Origin of the sequence: Flavobacterium sp. 2 (assembly GCF_049949195.1) — a bacterium.
Taxonomy (GTDB): Bacteria; Bacteroidota; Bacteroidia; order Flavobacteriales; family Flavobacteriaceae; genus Flavobacterium.
Genome location: NZ_CP188206.1, coordinates 5057143 through 5076367 on the forward strand (window position 1 = coordinate 5057143; position 19225 = coordinate 5076367).

9 protein-coding genes are annotated in these 19225 nt (G+C 34.9%); all 9 read left to right on the forward strand.

Features of this window, described 5'->3' with window-relative positions; all coding sequences use genetic code 11:
- Window positions 1-168 precede the first annotated feature (168 nt).
- The 9 genes from ACNFIH_RS21875 to ACNFIH_RS21915 all read left to right on the forward strand — a co-directional run bounded on the left by ACNFIH_RS21875 (window position 169) and on the right by ACNFIH_RS21915 (window position 19116).
- Window positions 169-741, forward strand: a complete 573-nt coding sequence (locus ACNFIH_RS21875) for a hypothetical protein (protein WP_426484787.1) — start codon at window positions 169-171, stop codon at window positions 739-741.
- A 192-nt stretch (window positions 742-933) separates the two neighbouring features.
- Window positions 934-1500, forward strand: coding sequence for a hypothetical protein (locus ACNFIH_RS21880; protein ID WP_426484788.1), 567 nt, complete (start codon window positions 934-936; stop codon window positions 1498-1500).
- Between the two features lie 889 nt (window positions 1501-2389).
- On the forward strand, window positions 2390-6430 hold the full coding sequence (locus tag ACNFIH_RS21885; RefSeq protein WP_426484789.1) for a two-component regulator propeller domain-containing protein: 4041 nt from the start codon (window positions 2390-2392) through the stop codon (window positions 6428-6430).
- 638 nt (window positions 6431-7068) lie between these two features.
- Entirely contained in the window at window positions 7069-8466 is a 1398-nt protein-coding gene (locus ACNFIH_RS21890; RefSeq protein ID WP_426484790.1) for a hypothetical protein, read from the forward strand.
- Window positions 8467-8508: 42 nt separating this feature from the next.
- Window positions 8509-11520, forward strand: a complete 3012-nt coding sequence (locus ACNFIH_RS21895; RefSeq protein ID WP_426484791.1) for a SusC/RagA family TonB-linked outer membrane protein — start codon at window positions 8509-8511, stop codon at window positions 11518-11520.
- 11 nt (window positions 11521-11531) lie between these two features.
- A complete protein-coding gene (locus ACNFIH_RS21900) occupies window positions 11532-13133 on the forward strand; it encodes a RagB/SusD family nutrient uptake outer membrane protein (RefSeq protein WP_426484792.1) in 1602 nt (533 codons plus the stop codon).
- A 1-nt stretch (window position 13134) separates the two neighbouring features.
- Window positions 13135-14772 carry a glycoside hydrolase gene (locus ACNFIH_RS21905; protein ID WP_426484793.1) on the forward strand — a complete coding sequence of 546 codons (1638 nt, stop codon included), beginning with the start codon at window positions 13135-13137 and terminating at the stop codon, window positions 14770-14772.
- Between the two features lie 208 nt (window positions 14773-14980).
- Window positions 14981-16564, forward strand: a complete 1584-nt coding sequence (locus tag ACNFIH_RS21910; protein WP_426484794.1) for a glycoside hydrolase — start codon at window positions 14981-14983, stop codon at window positions 16562-16564.
- A gap of 131 nt (window positions 16565-16695) precedes the next feature.
- A complete protein-coding gene (locus tag ACNFIH_RS21915; RefSeq protein WP_426484795.1) occupies window positions 16696-19116 on the forward strand; it encodes a sugar-binding domain-containing protein in 2421 nt (806 codons plus the stop codon).
- Window positions 19117-19225: the final 109 nt, after the last annotated feature.

Below are 19225 nucleotides of genomic sequence, written 5' to 3' on the forward strand. Positions count from 1 at the left end.
TTTGACGTGACAAATTTAGACCGAACGGTCTAAATTTGCAATAACTTTAACTTTTTATTTTAGAATAGAGCCCGTTTAATAAAAATTATTTCTGTTCTTGTCATCATGATTTTTAATTTATATTTGTTTACATAGATGTTATTTTGAAACAAATTTCAATAAAGAAAAATGGGATTAATTTATAAAGTCGAAGATAAGGAGCTCTTAAAAACAAGAAATGAGATTTTCAAAGAAGTAGGAATTCCTGCTTTAATGACAAATGGTTTTGAACCAGATTCTTATAAAACTTCATGGCATGGTGAATATGATAAAAGTAGTCGTGGATACATCTATCAATTCTCGAGAATCTCGCAAGAAAAATATCTTGAGCGAATTGAAATTTCAATTATTAGTGGTGAAAAATGGATTAAGATTTTTCTAAACATTTTCGAAATAAAACCAAATTTAAGTTCGTTGTCTCTTTTGAAGGATTTTGACGGTCTTAAATTTAGCGGATTAGCATTTCGTTTAACTAGAATTCGATTACGAAGCGATGACTATAAAGGTCCGCCAATATTTTATATGTTGTTTTTACCAGAGCATAAATTAGGGAGCTTTTATACTAAAAGAGGATATAATAAAGAAGCAGAAAAGTTAAGGAAATTAATAAAATCAGACATGGAAAATGTAGATGGTTTTATAGAAAGATGGCATCAATTATTTTTCCCAGTTAAAATAGATTGGGAAGGGAATCTTAAATAAAATCTTAAAATGTAAACTATGGCACGAGCGAGACGCTCGCGCTAGCAGGGATAGCATAATAGTAGAATTTAATAAAAATTTTCCTTTTATTAATCGCATTAAAGAATAAAAATTATCTGTTCTTGTGTCATGATTTTTAATTTATATTTGTTCAAATAGATATTATTTAGATACAAAATTTAATAAATAAAAATGGGATTAATTTACAAAGTTGAAGATGCAGCGCTTTTAAAAACAAGAAATGAAATTTTCAAAGAAGCCGGAATTCCTGCTTTGTTAGCAAATGGTTTTATGGCAAATCCCTATCAAACCTCATTAAATGGGGAATTAAATAGAAATAATCGCGGATATAACTATCAGTTTTCCAGATTATCCCAAGAAAAATATTTGGAAAGAATTGAAGTTTTAATCAACAATTATGACAAATCAATTCAGATTTTCGTAAATGTTTTTGATGTGAAATCGAATTTAGATGCTTTCCCTGCTTTAAGTGATTTAGCGGGTGCAGATTTTAGTCAGTTAGCATTTAGATTAACAAGAATGAGGTTAAGAGATAATTATATAGGTCCGTCATTATTTAATAAGCTGTTTTTTCCAGCGCATGAATTAGGGGCATTTTATACTGAGAGAGGCTTCAATAAAAAAGCAGAAAAATTAAAGAAACTGATAAAATCTGATATAGAAAACTTGGATGGTTTTATAGAGAAATGGAAGAGATTGTTTTCTCCGATGGAAATTGAATTGAAAAGGGAATTTTAAGTAAAATCTTAAAATGTAAACTATGGCACGAGCGAGACGCTCGCGCTAGCAGGAGGTATTTCCCCAGCTCCCCGAAGTGTTCAACTGATAATGTTTAAAAAGATATATGACAAAACTAATTATTCGTTTTTTTCTAATATTGACAGCAAGTGTTGTTTTATTTAAGTTTAATTATTTGGCTAATTATGATTTAATAATCGAATTTTTGTTAATCATTGGTTTAATTTTAAACTATAGAAAAAATGAAAATACTGCTGAAGTTCTTTCTAATTATTTTTATTGGCCTATAATGATGTTTGTAATTTTTTTGCATATTAAGATTAGTTTTTTCAGTTTTATTGATGCTTTTATAATTCTTTTAGGCCTTAAAACGTTTGTTTTATTTTTGAATTATTTCAAATATAAAAAAGTAGCTGTTGTTAGTTCATATTTAAGCAAGATTTGGATTTTTACTTTTTATTTGTATTTAACTGAAATCATGCTTAATAGCACTCATGGCTTTAAAAGTTTATTTTATATTATCGGAATAATTTCATCAATTGAAACGATCTTTATTATTTTAAAAAATAGAGAATGGAAATTAAATTGTATTAGTGTCTGGTAATTTGAAGACAATATTGGGTTGCCTATTTTGTGGGCACAAATTGCAAATCTGCGCTAACGATTGTGAGTAAATCTGCGTTAACGATTGATGATAGATCTGCGCGATTAGTAAAAGATACAAACAAAAATCATTTTATAAGCAAACCTTTACTAAAACCAAAAACGTAAGATTTACTCTTACACATCAGCCATAAAATCAAAATTTTATGAATTGATTTTTGCAAAATACCTATAAATAAGCTTATAATTGTGCTTTCTACACAAATTCACAAAAAAGCATACTATTTTGAAGTATTTTGTTCTGCATTTTATACTCCTGTTTGGTTTCACTTCGCTGAGTTTTGCGCAGGATAATCCGGTGAAATTTCTTGATATTTCTGACGGTTTGTCGAACAATTCCGTGATGACTATTTTTCAGGACAGCGACGGTTATCTTTGGTTTGGAACTTATGACGGACTAAATCGTTATGACGGTTATAATTTTAAAGTTTTTAGAAACCGAATCAACGATAAAAAATCACTTTCCTTTAATGCCATTTACAATATCGAAGGCGATTCTCGAAAAAACATTTGGGTTGGAGGCGCAAACGGAATCAGCATTTACAATAAAGTAACGACTACATTTCAGCCGGCTGAATATCTTTCATCGAATAAAAAGAAAATCTTAAACGGCATTATTCATCAGATGCGCTCCGTTTCTGAGAATCTGTTTTTGGTTGCTTCGCAGAGTTTAGGTTTGGTTAGTTTTGAAAATGGTTCATTTGTAGGGAAACAAATTCCGCTTATTGTTTTGGGTAATAAAATCAGCATCAATAATTATGATGCGATTGCGATTCAGGAAGATAAAAAAAATAAACATTCGTGGGTTTACGTGCGCAATGTCGGAATTTGTAGTTATAGTTATTCGTCTAAAAACTTAAAAGCCGTTTTCTCGCTTTCAAAAGAAGTCAAAGCAATGAAATTAGCTTCTGACGGAAATCTTTGGTTGGGAACAGATGAAGGGCTTTTTCTGTTCAACACAAAAACAGGAATTATTTCAGACAATTATTTTCCAAATAAATGCAGTGTAACTGATCTTTTGGTCGACAAGAAAAAAGAGCTCTGGATTACGACAGACGGTTGCGGTATTTATAAAGTCATCGGAACAACTAAAAAAGCGATTCCGTTTAATAATGTAAACGATAATCAACTGGCAAAAAGCAATTCGGTTTGGAGTTTGTATGAAGATAAAGACGGAAACATATGGTTTGGTTCTTTGCGCGGTGGTATCAGTATGCTGAGCAATTCGCCAAAGTATTTTAAAAACATTCGATACAATGCCAAAGATCCTGCTGAAAATTTCATTTTGTCTTTCTGTGAAGATGAAAAAAAGAATCTTTGGGTAGGAACTGACGGCGCGGGATTAAAATACTGGAACCGAAAAAACAACTCGTATATCAATTACGGAAATAAACTTTCAAGTCCGTTTATTACCGGAATTGTTCGGGATAATAATAACGAAATCTGGCTTTCGACCTGGGCGGGCGGTGTCAATAAAATTAATCCGCAGAACAATTCGGTTACGCAATATTCTTGTTTTAATCCTTTTACGAAACAAATCGAAAAGAATATTTGGTTTGTTTACAAAGATTCGAAAGCAAATATTTGGGCGAGTGCGACAAATGAAGGTTCGCTGTATTTTTTCGATAGAGCAAAAAACAGTTTCGAGCTTTTTGACAAATCAGTTACAAATTTGCAATGTTTGACGGAAACCAGCGATGGAAAACTTTGGGGTGGAAATTATACCAATTTGTTTTCGATCGAAAAAAATACAAGAAAAATCAATAAAGTTTCGATTGGAAATCCAATTCGCTGCATTCACGAAGACAAAGACAAAAATCTCTGGTTGGGAACTCAGGAGGGCGGACTTTTATTATTTGACCGAAAGAAAAATACGTTTAAAAGGCTGACAACAGATGATGGTTTGCCGTCAAATACGATTTTAAGACTACTCGAAGATAAGGAAGGAAATCTTTGGATGAGTACATATAATGGAGTCTGTAGATTTGATAAAAAGAGACAAACGTTTCGCAATTTCTCTGTAAATGATGGTTTGCAGAGCAATCAGTTTAGTTTTAATGCCGGAATTGAATTATCGACAGGCGAGTTTCTTTTTGGTGGAATAAACGGCTTCAACATCTTTTTTCCAGAAGCGATCAAAGGATTCAATCAAAAGAATAATTTATTGCTGAGTGATTTTTCTGTGAATAATCAATCCATAGAAGAAAGTAAAGTCGAAGTTACAAATGACGATTCGACCAAAATGAAAGAAGTAAGTTTAGATTATGATCAAACGGCTTTGTCATTAGAATTTGTAGCAATTGATTATAACAATGCCGATAAAATAAATTATGCCTATTTCCTTGAAGGCTGGGACGAACAATGGAATTATGTGGGGCAGGCCCGAAAAGCAAATTATTCAAGACTGCCGGAGGGAAAATATACGTTTAAAGTAAAAACCACAAATTCAAAAGGTGGCTGGAATAAAGAAGTTAGTCTTATTTCAATTGAAGTTTTACCGCCTTGGTACAGAACCTGGTGGGCATATACCTTGTATTTGCTCGGGATAGCAGCTGCACTTTTTGTTTATCTGGATTACGAAAAAAATAAAGAAGCGCTAAAATATAAGGTCAAAATCGCCGAACTAGAAAGCAAGAAAGAAAAAGAAATTGCCGAGAAACAATCGTCAATGTTTACGTATATCTCGCATGAATTCAGAACGCCGCTTTCGCTGATTATAAATCCGCTGAAAAAAGCAGTTCAGAAAGAACGTGTCGAAAACGGATCTTCGGGCAGTGATTTGGCTATTGCGCATCGTAATGCGAGACGTTTATTGAGTTTGGTTGATCAGCTTTTGCTTTTCAGAAAAGCTGAAAATGATGCCGATTCGCTTAGATTATCGCCTATAAATGTCAATAAACTTTGCAATGAAGTCTATCAATGTTTTGTAATTCAAGCAAAAGACAAAAACATTAATTACAATTTCGATATTCCTGAAAATGAAATTGAGATTATTGGCGATTATGAAAAAATCGAAATTTCGCTTTTTAACTTAATGTCGAATGCTTTTAAATATACTCCAATTGGAGGTGAAATTAATTTGAAATTAACCGAAACTAATTCGGATGTTGAAATGGAAATTTCAGACAGCGGAGAAGGAATCGATAAAGCAGATATTGAGGTCATATTCGAGAAATTCAGACAAATTAATTCGAAAGTTTCTATAAGTACTGGTTTTGGAATCGGACTTTTTATCGTGAAATATTTTGTAGACAAACACAAAGGAAAAGTAAGTTGCAGCAGTGAAATTGGAAAAGGAAGTATTTTTAAACTGACATTTTTAAAAGGAAGCAGTCATTTTGAAAATGCTGTTATTACAAATGATATTCAGCAAAGAAGTCAGCTTTTTGACGAACTGAATATTGATGATACTGAAGAAAATACTTCGGTTAATACTCCGATTTCAGAAACTGATTTTCAAACCGTAATGCTGACTGAAAAACGAACTATTTTAATTATTGACGATAATGATGATATCAGAAATTATCTGATCAAATTGTTTTCAGAAAATTATATGGTTTACAGCGCTGAGAATGGAGAAGAAGGTTTGAAATTGACCAAAAAACATATGCCTGATTTGGTTATTAGCGATATTACAATGGAGCAAATGGACGGTCTTGAGCTTTGCCGAAAGATTAAGGAAAGCAATGATTTGTCTCATATTCCGGTTATTTTATTGACAGCTTCAAAAAATCCAGAAACACATTTACAAGGAATCAACGATGGTGCCGATGATTATATCATGAAACCTTTTGATGATGATATTCTCGTTGCGCGCGTAGAATCGTTATTAAAAAACAGAAGCAATCTTCGTACTTATTTTCTGGACAGTATTACATTAAAAGAAAATACACAGAAAGTTCCGGTCGAATATCAATTTATACTGAAAAAGTGTATTGATATTGTTGAAGCCAATATTCATAAAAAAGATTTTACCATTAAAACTTTTGCCCAGGAAATGGGAATGAGCCACAGAACGCTTTATACTAAAATCAAGATTATTTCCGGACAAACTTTAAATGCTTTTATACGATCACTCCGGATTCGAAGAGCGGCGATGTTAATGCTGACCGAAGACATGAATATTGCACAGGCAAGTGCCGAAGTTGGTTTTGAAGATCCTAAATATTTTAGACAACAGTTTGTAAAACTTTTTGGAATGACGCCTTCAGATTATATTAAAAAATATAAGAGCTCTTTCAACTCTGATTTGAATATTATCAGTTAAAATCCTTTTTCAGACTTTACATTTTCTTAAAGACTTAATTGCATTTTGCAAATGGGAGTGCATTTTTTTGAAAAATTTCAAACGTTTTAGTCTTAAAGTAAGGAATATTTCAACAATTGCAGATTCCTTAAAAATATAGGATTATTTTTTAATAGTCTGTAAATTTTAATCATTTATAATAGTTAATTACAATTTTGACCTCCTTTTTTTTCCATTTTACCCCTCCTTAGAAGTGTGATTTAAACATTTCTTTGCATCTGTAGTAATCAATTAAGTTGTATTACTGTAGAATTATTAAGTGTTATTTTTTTGATAAGTTTTTAATCAGTTTAAAGAATTGAGCCTTCTTTAAAATAAGATTGTAAGAGTTGGTTTTACGTATTACTTATCTGGCCCGCGGCAAAAATCGCGGGTCAAAAAAAATAAAGCTTTACTGTTTTAGAAAAAGAAAAAAAAAGGAAATATTAATCAAACTTTACTAACATGACAAAAACCAAACCACCGATTTTTCATTGTCTGTTTCCGTCTCCAAAAAGGAAAAGACAATCTAGATCTTCAAAAGTGAGTCCGACTCATTTATTTAAACAATCACTTTACGCTTAAAAAGAACAAACTAACCTAACCTTAAAATTAAAGAAATGAAAAAGAATAAATTTTTATTTTTTCTTGCCCTTTTTGCCGTTTTGTTTACAGGATGTCAAAGTAACGATTCAGATTTCGCTCCATCTGATGATCCTACGGTAGTGATAGCTACAAAAGAGATTTATGGCGCGCCAAATAGAAAATTCGAAATCAAAGCGGCGCTTGCTGATGATTTAGGATTAAAAAGTGTAGAAATCCAAATTCCGGAATTATCACTTGATAAAGTAATTTCGTTTGCAACAGATCCTTTGTTGAAAACATACGATCTAAGCTACTTTTTTGAAGTTCCGGCAAACAGAGGAACTTCTGAAGCTTTCAAAATAAAATTGACTATTACAGATGTTTCTGGAAATATTGTAAATGAGGAAATCAACCTTCGTTTAGACGGAGAATTTGCTGCACCATCTATTACTATGGTTTCTCCAAAAGAAGGAGCTGTAATTTTATTGTCAACTAGTAATCAAATGCCAGTAAATTTTGTGGTAAACGACGATTCAGGTATTGATTTTGTACAAATTAAATGTGCTGCTTTAGGAATTGATGAAACTGTTCAATTAACGGGTTCGCCTCAATCTTATACCTTCAATAAAACGTATACATTGCCAGTAACAGCTGCAGATTATGTTTTGACAATTACTGCGAAAGACAAATTTGCTATTCCGAACACTGGATCTTTGAATGTAAATATTGTGGCTACAAACGAGTATCCGGCAATCTATTTATGCGATCAGCCAAAAGGCACTAACCTGACTACTGATGCAGTTGGAGTTCCGATGTATTTCCACGAGAAAAGCGGACAGGATTTTGAATTCAAATATTACGCAGATAAAGACAATAAAGAAGTTTATTTCTTAGGTCAGGAATCAGATTTTGCCCCACATTGTTTTGGTTTGAATGCTGCAGGAGAATTAGCAGATGATGTTGCTTCGGCACCAATTATTTTGCCAACAAAAGGATATTATAAAATCAAAGTAAATCCAAATACTCTAAAATACACAGTTGAGAAATATACGCCAACAAGCAAAGTTTGGGCTGATATTGCCAACGGATTATGGCATGATGATGCTGCATTAAGAAAACCTTTCGTAAGTGTTTGCGGTGGCGGAATTAAAGATGCAAACTGGGATACTTGGAATGCATGGGTTATGACTGGATTGCACTTAAGCAATAATTCGGCAAATCCTTATCAATTAGTTGGTGAATACACTTTAACCGGAACTATGGAGGCAACTTTTACAGGCCAATGGTGGGATCCTTCTTGGAGATTAATCAAAAACGGAATCTGTACAATGTCGCCGGGAGAGAACGGAAATGCTAAATATCCAGCTGCTGCGGGAGTTTACAAAGTAGTTCTTGATACTGAGTTAGAAAGAGTATTTATCACAAAAAAATAGTTACGGCCTTCTTGTAACATTTAATTAATAAAACAGCTTAATATGAAATTTAAATATATAGGATTTTTTATTGCCCTGATGTGTACTGCTGTATCATTTGGACAAATAAAAATAACAGGTACTGTTAAGGATAAAGGTGCAGTGCCAATTCCGGGTGTTAATATCGTTGTAAAAGGAGCTTCAACTAACACGTCAACAGATTTTGATGGAAAGTTCGCAATTGAGGTTCCGAATAAAAATGCGCAAATTGAATTGTCTTTTGTTGGTTTTGCCAATAAAATAGTTCCAGTTAGTGATAAAACTAATTTTGATATTGTTTTAGAAGAATCAAGTCAGGCATTAGATGAAATTGTAGTTGTAGGTTATGCTGCGGTAAAAAAGAGCGACGTAACGAGTTCTATTTCTTCTGTAAAAGGAAAAGAATTGCAAACAATGACAGTAGGAAACGTAACAGAATCACTTCAGGGAAAAGTTTCTGGAGTACAAGTTGTAGGCGCTGGAGGTCCGGGTGCACAACCAAGAGTATTGATTCGTGGTATTTCTACAGTAAACTTAAGCACAGATCCGCTTTATGTAGTTGACGGAATTCCGATGGGAACAAGTATCAATTTCTTGAGCAATAACGAAATTGAATCGATGGAAGTTTTAAAAGATGCTTCTGCAAGTGCAATTTACGGTTCACGTGCATCAAACGGGGTTATCTTGATTACAACTAAAAAAGGAAAAGTTGGAAAAACAAGATTCAATTTTGATACAAGTTCAGGAATGCAGTTTATGAATAATCCGTATCATATGGCTGATGCACAAAGCTATGCAACAATTATGAACACGGCTTATAATAATTCTGGTTATTCAGATTATTTGCCAAATCCTTCTCAATACCAAGGAAAAACTACAGATTGGTGGAATGCCGGAATTAGAAAAGCAAGTCCAGTTGTGAATGCTTCTCTTGGAGTTACAGGAGGTTCTGAAAAACATACTTTCGCAATCAGCTTAAACTACTACAATTCTGAATCTATGTACGAAGTAGGAGGTTGGGAAAGAATTACAATGAGAATCGCAAATGACTTTAAATTCTCTGATAAATTCTCAGCAGGAATTACATTAAACCCGCGTTACGAAACGTATGGTTCTCCAGGAAACTGGGCAGATTTTGACAAAATTGATCCAATTACACCAATTTACAAACCAGCAGATCAATTAAACGGAACTGAAAACGAATACAGCATTTATGCACGTTCTCCTTCGTATATCTGGAATCCGGTTGCAGCTGTAAAACGTTATGATGATTTTACAGATCAATACAACTTGAATACAAATGGTTATTTGCAATATGCACCAATCAAAGGTTTGGTAATTCGTTCACAAGCTTCTATTGAAGTAGGTGACAAAGTAAGGAATAGATTCAGCCCTGACTTTGTGATTGATGCTGCACACGAAAAAGCGGAAATCAATAGTGTTGAAAAATGGAATACTACTAATGTCGATTGGACTTGGCAAAATACAATCACGTACACTAAAACATTTGCTGAAAAACATAATGCCTCTTTAATGATTGGTAACACTATGGAAGAGTATAATGGAAATGATCTTTGGGGTTACGGAGAAGGAATTCCTAACAACTCTGATTCTATGAGAGAATTAAATGCTGCAACAAAAAACCGCAACAGTGGAGGTAATAGCTGGTCAAGTTCATTAATGTCTTATATTTCTCGTTTTTCTTATAACTATGACGGAAAATATTATTTCACAGGTACTTTCAGACGTGATGGTTCTTCAAAATTCATGGAAAACAACAAATGGGCAAACTTCCCTTCTGCATCGGTTTCTTGGAGAATTTTGAATGAAGATTTTATGGAATCGACAAAAGATGTTTTAAGTGATTTAAGATTTAGAGCAGGTTGGGGTAAAGTAGGAAATCAAAACTTACCAAGCGCAGTTTATCAATCTAATATCGGAACAGGTTTTTACCCAATCGGAAGTGATATTGCTGATACTTCTTATCCTTCTACAATGGCAAATAAAGACATTAAATGGGAAACTGTTGAAGATGTTTCTTTCGGACTTGATTTCGGATTATGGAAAAACAAGCTTTCTGGATCTTTAGAATATTACCAAAAGAAAACAAACGATATGTTGTTCTTAAAACAATTTCCAACATATAGTGGTTTTCCTGCATATTCTACAATGTGGACAAACGTTGGTTCTATGAAATCAAATGGTGTTGATTTGTTAGTTTCTTATAAAGACAAAAAAGGAGATTTCTCATACGGTGTAGATGTAACTTTCACAACTGTAAATGTGAAGATGATAAATTTATCTACTGACGGAGAAAAATTATACGGTTCAAGCAACAGAACTTTGACTGTTGAAGGTAATGAGCCAGGCTATTTTTACGGATATGTTGCTGATGGTTTGTTCCAAAATCAAACAGAATTAAACTCTCACACAGACGAGCACGGAACAAAATTACAGCCTTATGCGCAAGTTGGAGACGTTCGTTTTAAAGATATTAACGGTGACGGAAAATTAGACGATAAAGACAGAACAAAAATTGGTTCTCCTTGGGCTGATTACAACGTAGGTCTTAATTTGACTTTCGCTTACAAAAATTTTGATTTAGTAGCGAATTTCTATTCAAGTATTGGAAATGATTTGATCAACCAAAATATTTCAGATTTATACAATGGTGCAAGTTTAACAAATAAAGTTAACGGATTAGATCAAATGGCTTGGCATGGAGAAGGAACTTCAAATTATGTTCCTCGTTTGTCAAAAGATGATAACAACGAAAACTTTACAAAATTCTCTTCATTATATGTTGAAGACGGATCTTATGTACGTATGAAAAACCTTCAGGTTGGTTATTCTTTCTACAATAAATTCGGATTAGATAAACTAAGACTTTCGTTATCAGGTCAGAATTTATGGACTTGGACAAATTATACAGGAGTTGATCCTGAAGTAGGAGGCGGAGTTTTAGGATCAGGTTTTGGAGGATGGAATTATCCAGTTCAGCCAACAATCCTGATGGGTCTTAATGTAGCATTTTAATAAAAACGATCATGAAAAAAATAATAGTATCATTAATCACTTTTTCTCTATTAGCAGTTTCTTGCAGCGATTTTATTGAAAAAGAAGAAAGAGGAACACAAACCTTAGAAAATTATTTTCAGACAGCACAAGAGTGTGAAAATTATGCAAACGAGTTAACACGCAGATTATTAATTCCGAATGACTGGTGGACTTTAGTTGCGCCAAGAGTAACCAACGAAATGTCAACAGATGATGCCTGGATGGGTAACACAGGACAGGACAGCGGTGCGCACAGACCATCTTCGCAATACATCATTACACCTGACAATATGGGTGATATGAATAGTATTTATACGGCGCATTTTTACACGATTCAATCGGCTAATCTTGGTTTGGAGAAAATGGCTGCATCGCCACTTACTGAAGCTCAAAAAAATCAGTACATGGGAGAATCTCTTTTCGTAAGAGCCTATTGCTACTATGAGCTTGTAAACCTTTTTGGAGGAGTTCCGGTATATACAAAATCGCTTGGAACTGGCGATTTGACTTTAAAGCGTAATTCAGCAGCAGAGGTTTATGCACAAATTGAAGCCGATCTTAAAGAATCTGCTGCAAAATTAGAAACGATTCCGGTTAACAGACAAGGAAGAGTTAACAAATGGGCTGCTTATGCTTTATTGGCACGTGTGTCTTTGTTTCAGGAAAAATGGGCTGAGGCAAAACAATACTCAAATAAAGTTATTACTGAAGGACCTTATGCTCTTGAAGCTGATTTCTTGAATATCTGGAACGTAAATAATCATAACGGAGTGGAGTCAATTCTTGAAGCACAGTCTTCATCAGTTCAGGATAAAAGTTTAGGTTCTATGCTTCCTACTTTAGCAGGAGCAAGGGGAGAAGACAAAAAGAATTTCCCAAGCAACGATGCAGCTGACGTTCTTGACGGTTGGGGATGGTGTATGCCAACAAGTGATTTAGAAAATGCTTATTTATCTGAAAATGACGTAATCCGTCGTAGAAGCACAATTACTAAATGGGGTGAAGCTGCTTATGGTGATGAGGTTTTAAACCCAACGCATAAATTCAGTTTGAATGATAATAAATCAGGACGTATTTGCCGTAAATATTATATTCCAATTGCAACGCGTCGTTCATTAGATAAAAAAGATGGTCACTTGCCATTAAACATTCCATTGATTCGTTTGGCAGAAATGTATTTGACAAGAGCTGAAGCAAGCTATCATACTAGCGGAGATGCTTTGGCAGACATCAACATCATCAGAGCACGTGTAAAATTAGATCCAAAAACAGGACTTTCGGGACCAACTTTATTGAGACAAATCTATAAAGAGCGTCGTTTAGAATTAGCTTTTGAAGGTTTACGTCTTTACGATATTCGTCGTGAAAAAGATCCAACAACTGGAAGACCAGTTATCGAATCTATAATGGGACCAAACGGAACTTTTGTGAAATACAACTTGAGTTCAACAGATCCTTACGAAACGACAAACTTAAGAGAACCTCAGGATAAAGGAATCAATTTTAATCCTGCGAAAAACTTATTATGGCCAATTCCTCAGTTAGAAATTGACTTGAGCGGCGGTTTAATCACACAAAATCCTGGTTATTAAAATGAGGTTTAATAGTCAAAATAAAGTAAGTCTGCTGTGTGCAGGCTTGCTTTTCGCTAGCTTACTTTTTGTGGGTTGCGACTCTGAAAAATCGGATAATTCAGGTTCTGAAAATTCGGTTGCCGAATTAAACGTGAATTTAGATATGAATCTTCAGACTATGGAAAGTTTTGGAGCTTCTGATGCTTGGCAGACTAATTTTATTGGAAAAAATTGGCCTTCGGATAAAAGAAATAAAATAGCCGATTTATTATTCAGTAAAGAAGTTGATGCTAATGGAAATCCAAAAGGAATCGGACTATCATTATGGCGTTTTAACCTTGGAGCTGGAAGTACAGAACAAGGCGACGCAAGTGATATTACCGATGAATGGAGACGCACAGAATGTTTTACGACAGATGGTGTAAGTTACAATATGAATAAACAAGCCGGACAGGTTTGGTTTATGAAAGCAGCCAAAGAACGTGGTGTTGAAAAATTATTGGCTTTCGCCAATAGCGCACCTGTTTACTTGACACAAAACGGAAAAGCGCACGCGAGCATTAAAGAATTTTATAATTTGAAAGATGGGAAAATGCCAGAATTGGCTGATTTCTGGGTAAATTCTTTGGACAAATTAAAAACAGAACACGGTTTGACAATCGATTATGTGAGTCCGTTTAACGAACCACAGTACGAATGGGATGGTTCTGCACAAGAAGGTTCTCCGGCGACAAACGCTAATATTTACAGTTTTGTAAATATTTTGTCTCCAAAATTGCAAGCTAAAGGGCTTGCCGCTCAAATTGTAGTTGGAGAAGCAGGAGCTTATGAGCCACTTTATAAAACGGTTTCTGGAAAAGAAAGCAGATCAAATCAAATTGATTATTTCTTTGGAGCAAATTCAACTAAAAAGATTTCTGGATTGAGCAATGTTAAGAAAACTATTTCTGGACATAGTTACTGGCAAGCTTGGCCTTTGAGCGAAATGGTTTCGTCAAGACAACAAGCTGCTTCAAGAATTCAGTCGGTTGGCGGAGTAAGTTTATGGTCTTCTGAATATTGTGTTTTAGAAAGTCCAGGAACAGCTGAATTACCAGGTGGAGCAGGAGCAGGAAGAGATTTAGGAATGCCGCTTGCACTTTGGACTGCACGTATTATCAGTACTGATATTGCTCTTGGAGGCGTAACTTCTTGGCAATGGTGGACAGCAATCAGCCGTGGTGACTATAAAGATGGGTTGATCCATGTTGATGACAACGCAAGCAACGGAGCTGGAAATGCTGATTATTGCAAAAACGACGGTTATATCAGAGATTCAAAAACATTATGGGCATTTGGAAACTTTTCATTTTTCGTAAAACCGGGAATGGTAAGAGTTCAAATCCCAAGTGTTGACAATGCAACTGCTTTAAATGATGTAATGGTAACGGCTTATAAAGATGCAGCTACTAAAAAACTCGTAATCGTTGCGGTAAACATCAGCAAATCGGCGAAAGCCTATAAATTGAATCTTGCGGGAGGAGCTTTGGCTGATAATAAACTAACTCCGTACACAACTTCTGAAACTTTAAGCTTGAAGAAAGGAGCCGCTGTTGATGCGGGAAGTTTAGAAATTCCGTCTAGGTCAGTAGTGACTTTTGTGGGAACGTATAAATAAGGTTCAAAGGGACAATCCCGATAGCTATCGGGACAAAAGACAAAGGTTTTACCACAATCTTGTCATTCCGAGGAACGAGGAATCTCCACGAGTAGCTCGCCAAAGATTGGAGATTTAGATTACGGAGTTACTTGCGAAGATTCCTCGTTCCTCGGAATGACAAACAAGACGATAAAAAAATACGTCAACAAGAAAATAAAAGAATTAAATGAAAAAAGTATATATCTCACTTTTTCTGGTAATGAGTTCGTTGTCATTTGCGCAACGAACTGCCATTATCAGTACAGATAAAGTTGTTCAGACGATGGACGGTTTTGGAGGTTCTGATGCGTGGAGAACTCAGTTTGTGGGAAAAAATTGGCCAGAACAAAAAAAGAATGCCATTGCCGATTTGCTTTTCAGTAAAGAAATCGATGCGCAGGGAAATCCAAAAGGAATTGGGCTTTCGATCTGGAGATTCAATCTTGGTGCCGGAAGTACAGAACAAGGTGAAAACAGCAAAGTTTCAGATGAATGGAGAAGAAGCGAATGTTTTTTAAATGCTGATGGAACTTACGATTTCTCTAAACAAGAAGGACAAAGATGGTTTTTACAGGCAGCTAAAAAACGTGGTGTCGAAAAATTCCTGATTTTTACAAACAGTCCGCCGGTTTTTATGACCAATAACGGATTGTCTTTTGCTTCTCAAAAGAATAAACTGAATCTAAAAGATGGTGCAATTCCGAAATTTGCCGATTTCTTAGTTCAAAGTATTCAGGGATTGGAGAAAAAAGAAGGAATAAAATTCGATTACGTGAGTCCAATCAATGAACCGCAATGGGAATGGATGCCAAAACATGGCGATACAAACAGTCAGGAAGGAACTCCGGCAACGAATGAGGAAATTTATGATTTGACCAAATCACTTTCAGAAAAACTGAAAGCTAACAAAATGAATACTGAAATTGTAATTGCTGAAGCGGCTCAGATTGATTATTTGTATGAAAATGTAAATAAAGAAAATCGCGATAATCAAATTGATTTTTTCTTTGGAAAAACTAAAACGAATGTTTCAAAATTCTCCAATGTAAAAAATGTTATTTTAGGGCATAGTTACTTTACGACTTGGCCAGTTGAAAGACAAGTTTTAAGCAGAAAATTAATTGCTGCGGAAATAAAAAGAAATCCGGGTTTAAAATATTGGCAATCTGAATATTGTATCTTAGAGAATCCGGGAGAAAATGAAATTCCGGGCGGTTCTGGCGGAGGAAGAGATTTAGGAATGCAGACAGCATTATTTGTAGCTCGTTTGATTCATAATGATATTGCTGTTGCAAACGCCGCTTCTTGGCAATGGTGGACATCAATAACGAGAGTCGATTATAAAGACGGTTTGATTTATTTGGATGACGGAAAAAGTAAAGGCGGAACGGAGCCGAATTATGTTAGAAATGATGGAGAATTTCACGATTCAAAACTGCTTTGGGCTTTAGGAAATTATTCACTTTTTGTGCGTCCGGGAATGCAAAGAGTTGATGTTCCAAATCAAAACGAATTAGATGCAGCAAATGATGTAATGCTAACAGCATACAAAGATGTTCAAAATAAAAAATTAATTGTAGTTGCCGTAAATTGCGGAAAATCAGCGCAAAAATACAAGTTCGATTTATCAAAAGGAACTTTAAAAAATAATGAATTTACGCCTTACATCACATCTGAAACTTCAAATTTAAAAAGAAGCGATATTCAGAAAATTGATAACTTAGAGATTCCTGCAAAATCAGTTGTGACGTTTGTGGGAGAGTTTCAATAAAGATAAAATTAGTTTTAAGTTTCAGGTTTCACGTTTGAAATAACCTGAAACTTGAAACCTGAAACACAAAAATATATTAATAGAAAAGCTTAGAAACTTAGAATCTTAGCAACTTAGAACCTTAAAAAGAAATGTTTACAAAAAAAATCATTTTACCAGTTTTACTCTTTTCGTGTCTGTCAGCGAGCAGTCAAGTATCGTTTGGAGATTCGAAGAAAATCAATGACAATTGGAAGTTCAATCTTCAGGAAACGCCAGATGCAAAAAACACAACATTTGATGACAGCAAATGGCAAAATGTAAATGTGCCTCACGACTGGAGCGTAAAAGGACAATTGAGTCCAACTTTAGCGAGCTGTCAAGGTTATTTGCCGGGCGGAATTGCTTGGTACAGAAAATCAATCAATATTCCGCAAAGCAAATCAGGTGAGAAAGTGTATTTGTATTTTGAAGGAGTTTACAACAGAAGCGAAGTTTTCATCAACGGACATTCATTAGGAAAACGTCCAAACGGATATATTTCTTTCGCTTATGATGCAACAGAATTCGTAAAATTCGGTGGAGAAAATACTATTTCTGTTCGCGTTGACCACAGCCAAAGTGCTGATTCTAGATGGTACACAGGTTCAGGGATTTACAGAAACGTTTGGGTAGTTTATGCAAATCCGGTGCATATTTCACAATGGGGCGTTTATGCGTATCCAGAAATAAAAAAAGGAGCAGGAACTTTGAATGTTGAGGTTGATGTTGAGAACGGTTCTTCTGCAAAATCATCTTTGACAGTTGTAAACGAATTGTTTTCAAAAGATGGAAAATCAGTAGCAAAGGCTTCTTCAAAAATTGAAGTTGCGGCTAAACAAAGCGGAAAAATTTCGGCTAAAATAAATGTCAAAAATCCGCAATTATGGGATTTAGATAACCCGAATTTATACGAACTGAAAACTACAGTTTTAAAAGACGGAAAAGAAATCGACAAAACTGTAACTAAAACTGGTTTTAGAGATTTCACTTTCGATCCAAATAATGGTTTTGCGCTTAACGGAAAATGGATGAAAATGAAAGGTGTTTGTTTACACCACGATGCAGGAGTTTTAGGTTCGGCAGTTCCAAGAGAAGTTTGGAAAACAAGATTAAAAACGTTGAAAGAAATTGGCGTAAATGCGATCCGTACAAGTCATAATCCACAAGCGCCAGATTTCTATGAACTTTGCGATGAATTAGGGATATTGGTTTTAAACGAAGCTTATGACGAATGGGAATTCCCAAAACGTAAATGGCTTGAAGGTTGGAACTACGGAACTCCAGGTTTCCAAGGGTCTTTCGATATTTTTGCAGAGTATGCAGAAAAAGATCTAGAAGATTTTGTTCGTCGTGATAGAAATCACCTTTCAGTATTCGGATGGAGTATTGGTAACGAAGTAGATTATCCAAATGATCCATATTCACACCCAGTTTTGGATAAAGGAAAAGACGGTTTTGGACAAGCGGCTTATGGAGGTTATAAACCAGACGCACCAGATGCAATGCGTCTTGGAGCAATCGCAAAACGTTTAGTTGCAGCAGTTAAAAAATACGATAAATCGCGTCCTACAACAGCTGGTTTAGCTGGTGTTGCCATGTCGAATGAGACGGAATATCCAGGAGCGTTAGATATTACAGGATATAATTATACAGAAAGTAAATATCAGTCAGATCACGCAAAATACCCAAAAAGAGTTATTTACGGAAGTGAGAACGTTCACGATATGGAACCTTGGTTAGCGGTAAAAAACAACAAGCATATCTTCGGTCAGTTTTTATGGACAGGAATTGATTATTTAGGAGAATCGGGAAGATGGCCTTCAAGAGGATTTTATTCTGGATTAGTTGATTTTGCGGGCGTAATCAAACCTCGCGGTTATTTCCGTCAGTCATTATGGTCAGATAAACCGATGGCATACGTTGGAACTTATCCGTTAACAAATGACAAAGATGTTTCTAAAGATGCTTGGGCAATTTGGAATTACGAAGCTGGGCAAAAAATCCGCGTAGTTTGTTATACAAATGCTGCAAAAGCACGTTTAGAATTGAACGGAAAAGTAGTTGGAGAAACGAAATCATACGACGAAAAAACCGGAATTATTTATTGGGATATTCCATTTGCTTCAGGAAAATTAGAGGCAATTGGTTTAGATGCAAATGATAAAGAAGTGAGCCGTTATGTGATCAATTCGACACAACAGCCGGTTGAATTAACAATTGCTGAAAAAGACATCACAATCAGCAAAGATAAAGGTGTGGCAAAAATCATGGTTCAGGTAAAAGATCAAAATGGTCTTCCAGTTATGCTTTCAGATAATGAAGTGACTTGTAAAATTAGTGGGCCAGGAATTTTATTAGGACTTGAAGCTGGAAACAACAGCGACATGACCGATTATACAGACAATGTACAAAGAGTTTTTCACGGACATATTGCAGCTTACATTCAGGCAACTGGTGAGGCGCAGCCTATCAAAGTTACGTTTACAAGTCAATGGTTAAAACCTGTAGAAGTGACGATTAACGTGAAATAAAGGCATTTTCTAAGTTAGAGAATTATTAGTTAGTTATTTTAATTTTTCAATTAACCTGTCTGTATTTTTGGTTTACAGGCAGGTTAATTGCATTTTACGAATAAAGTTT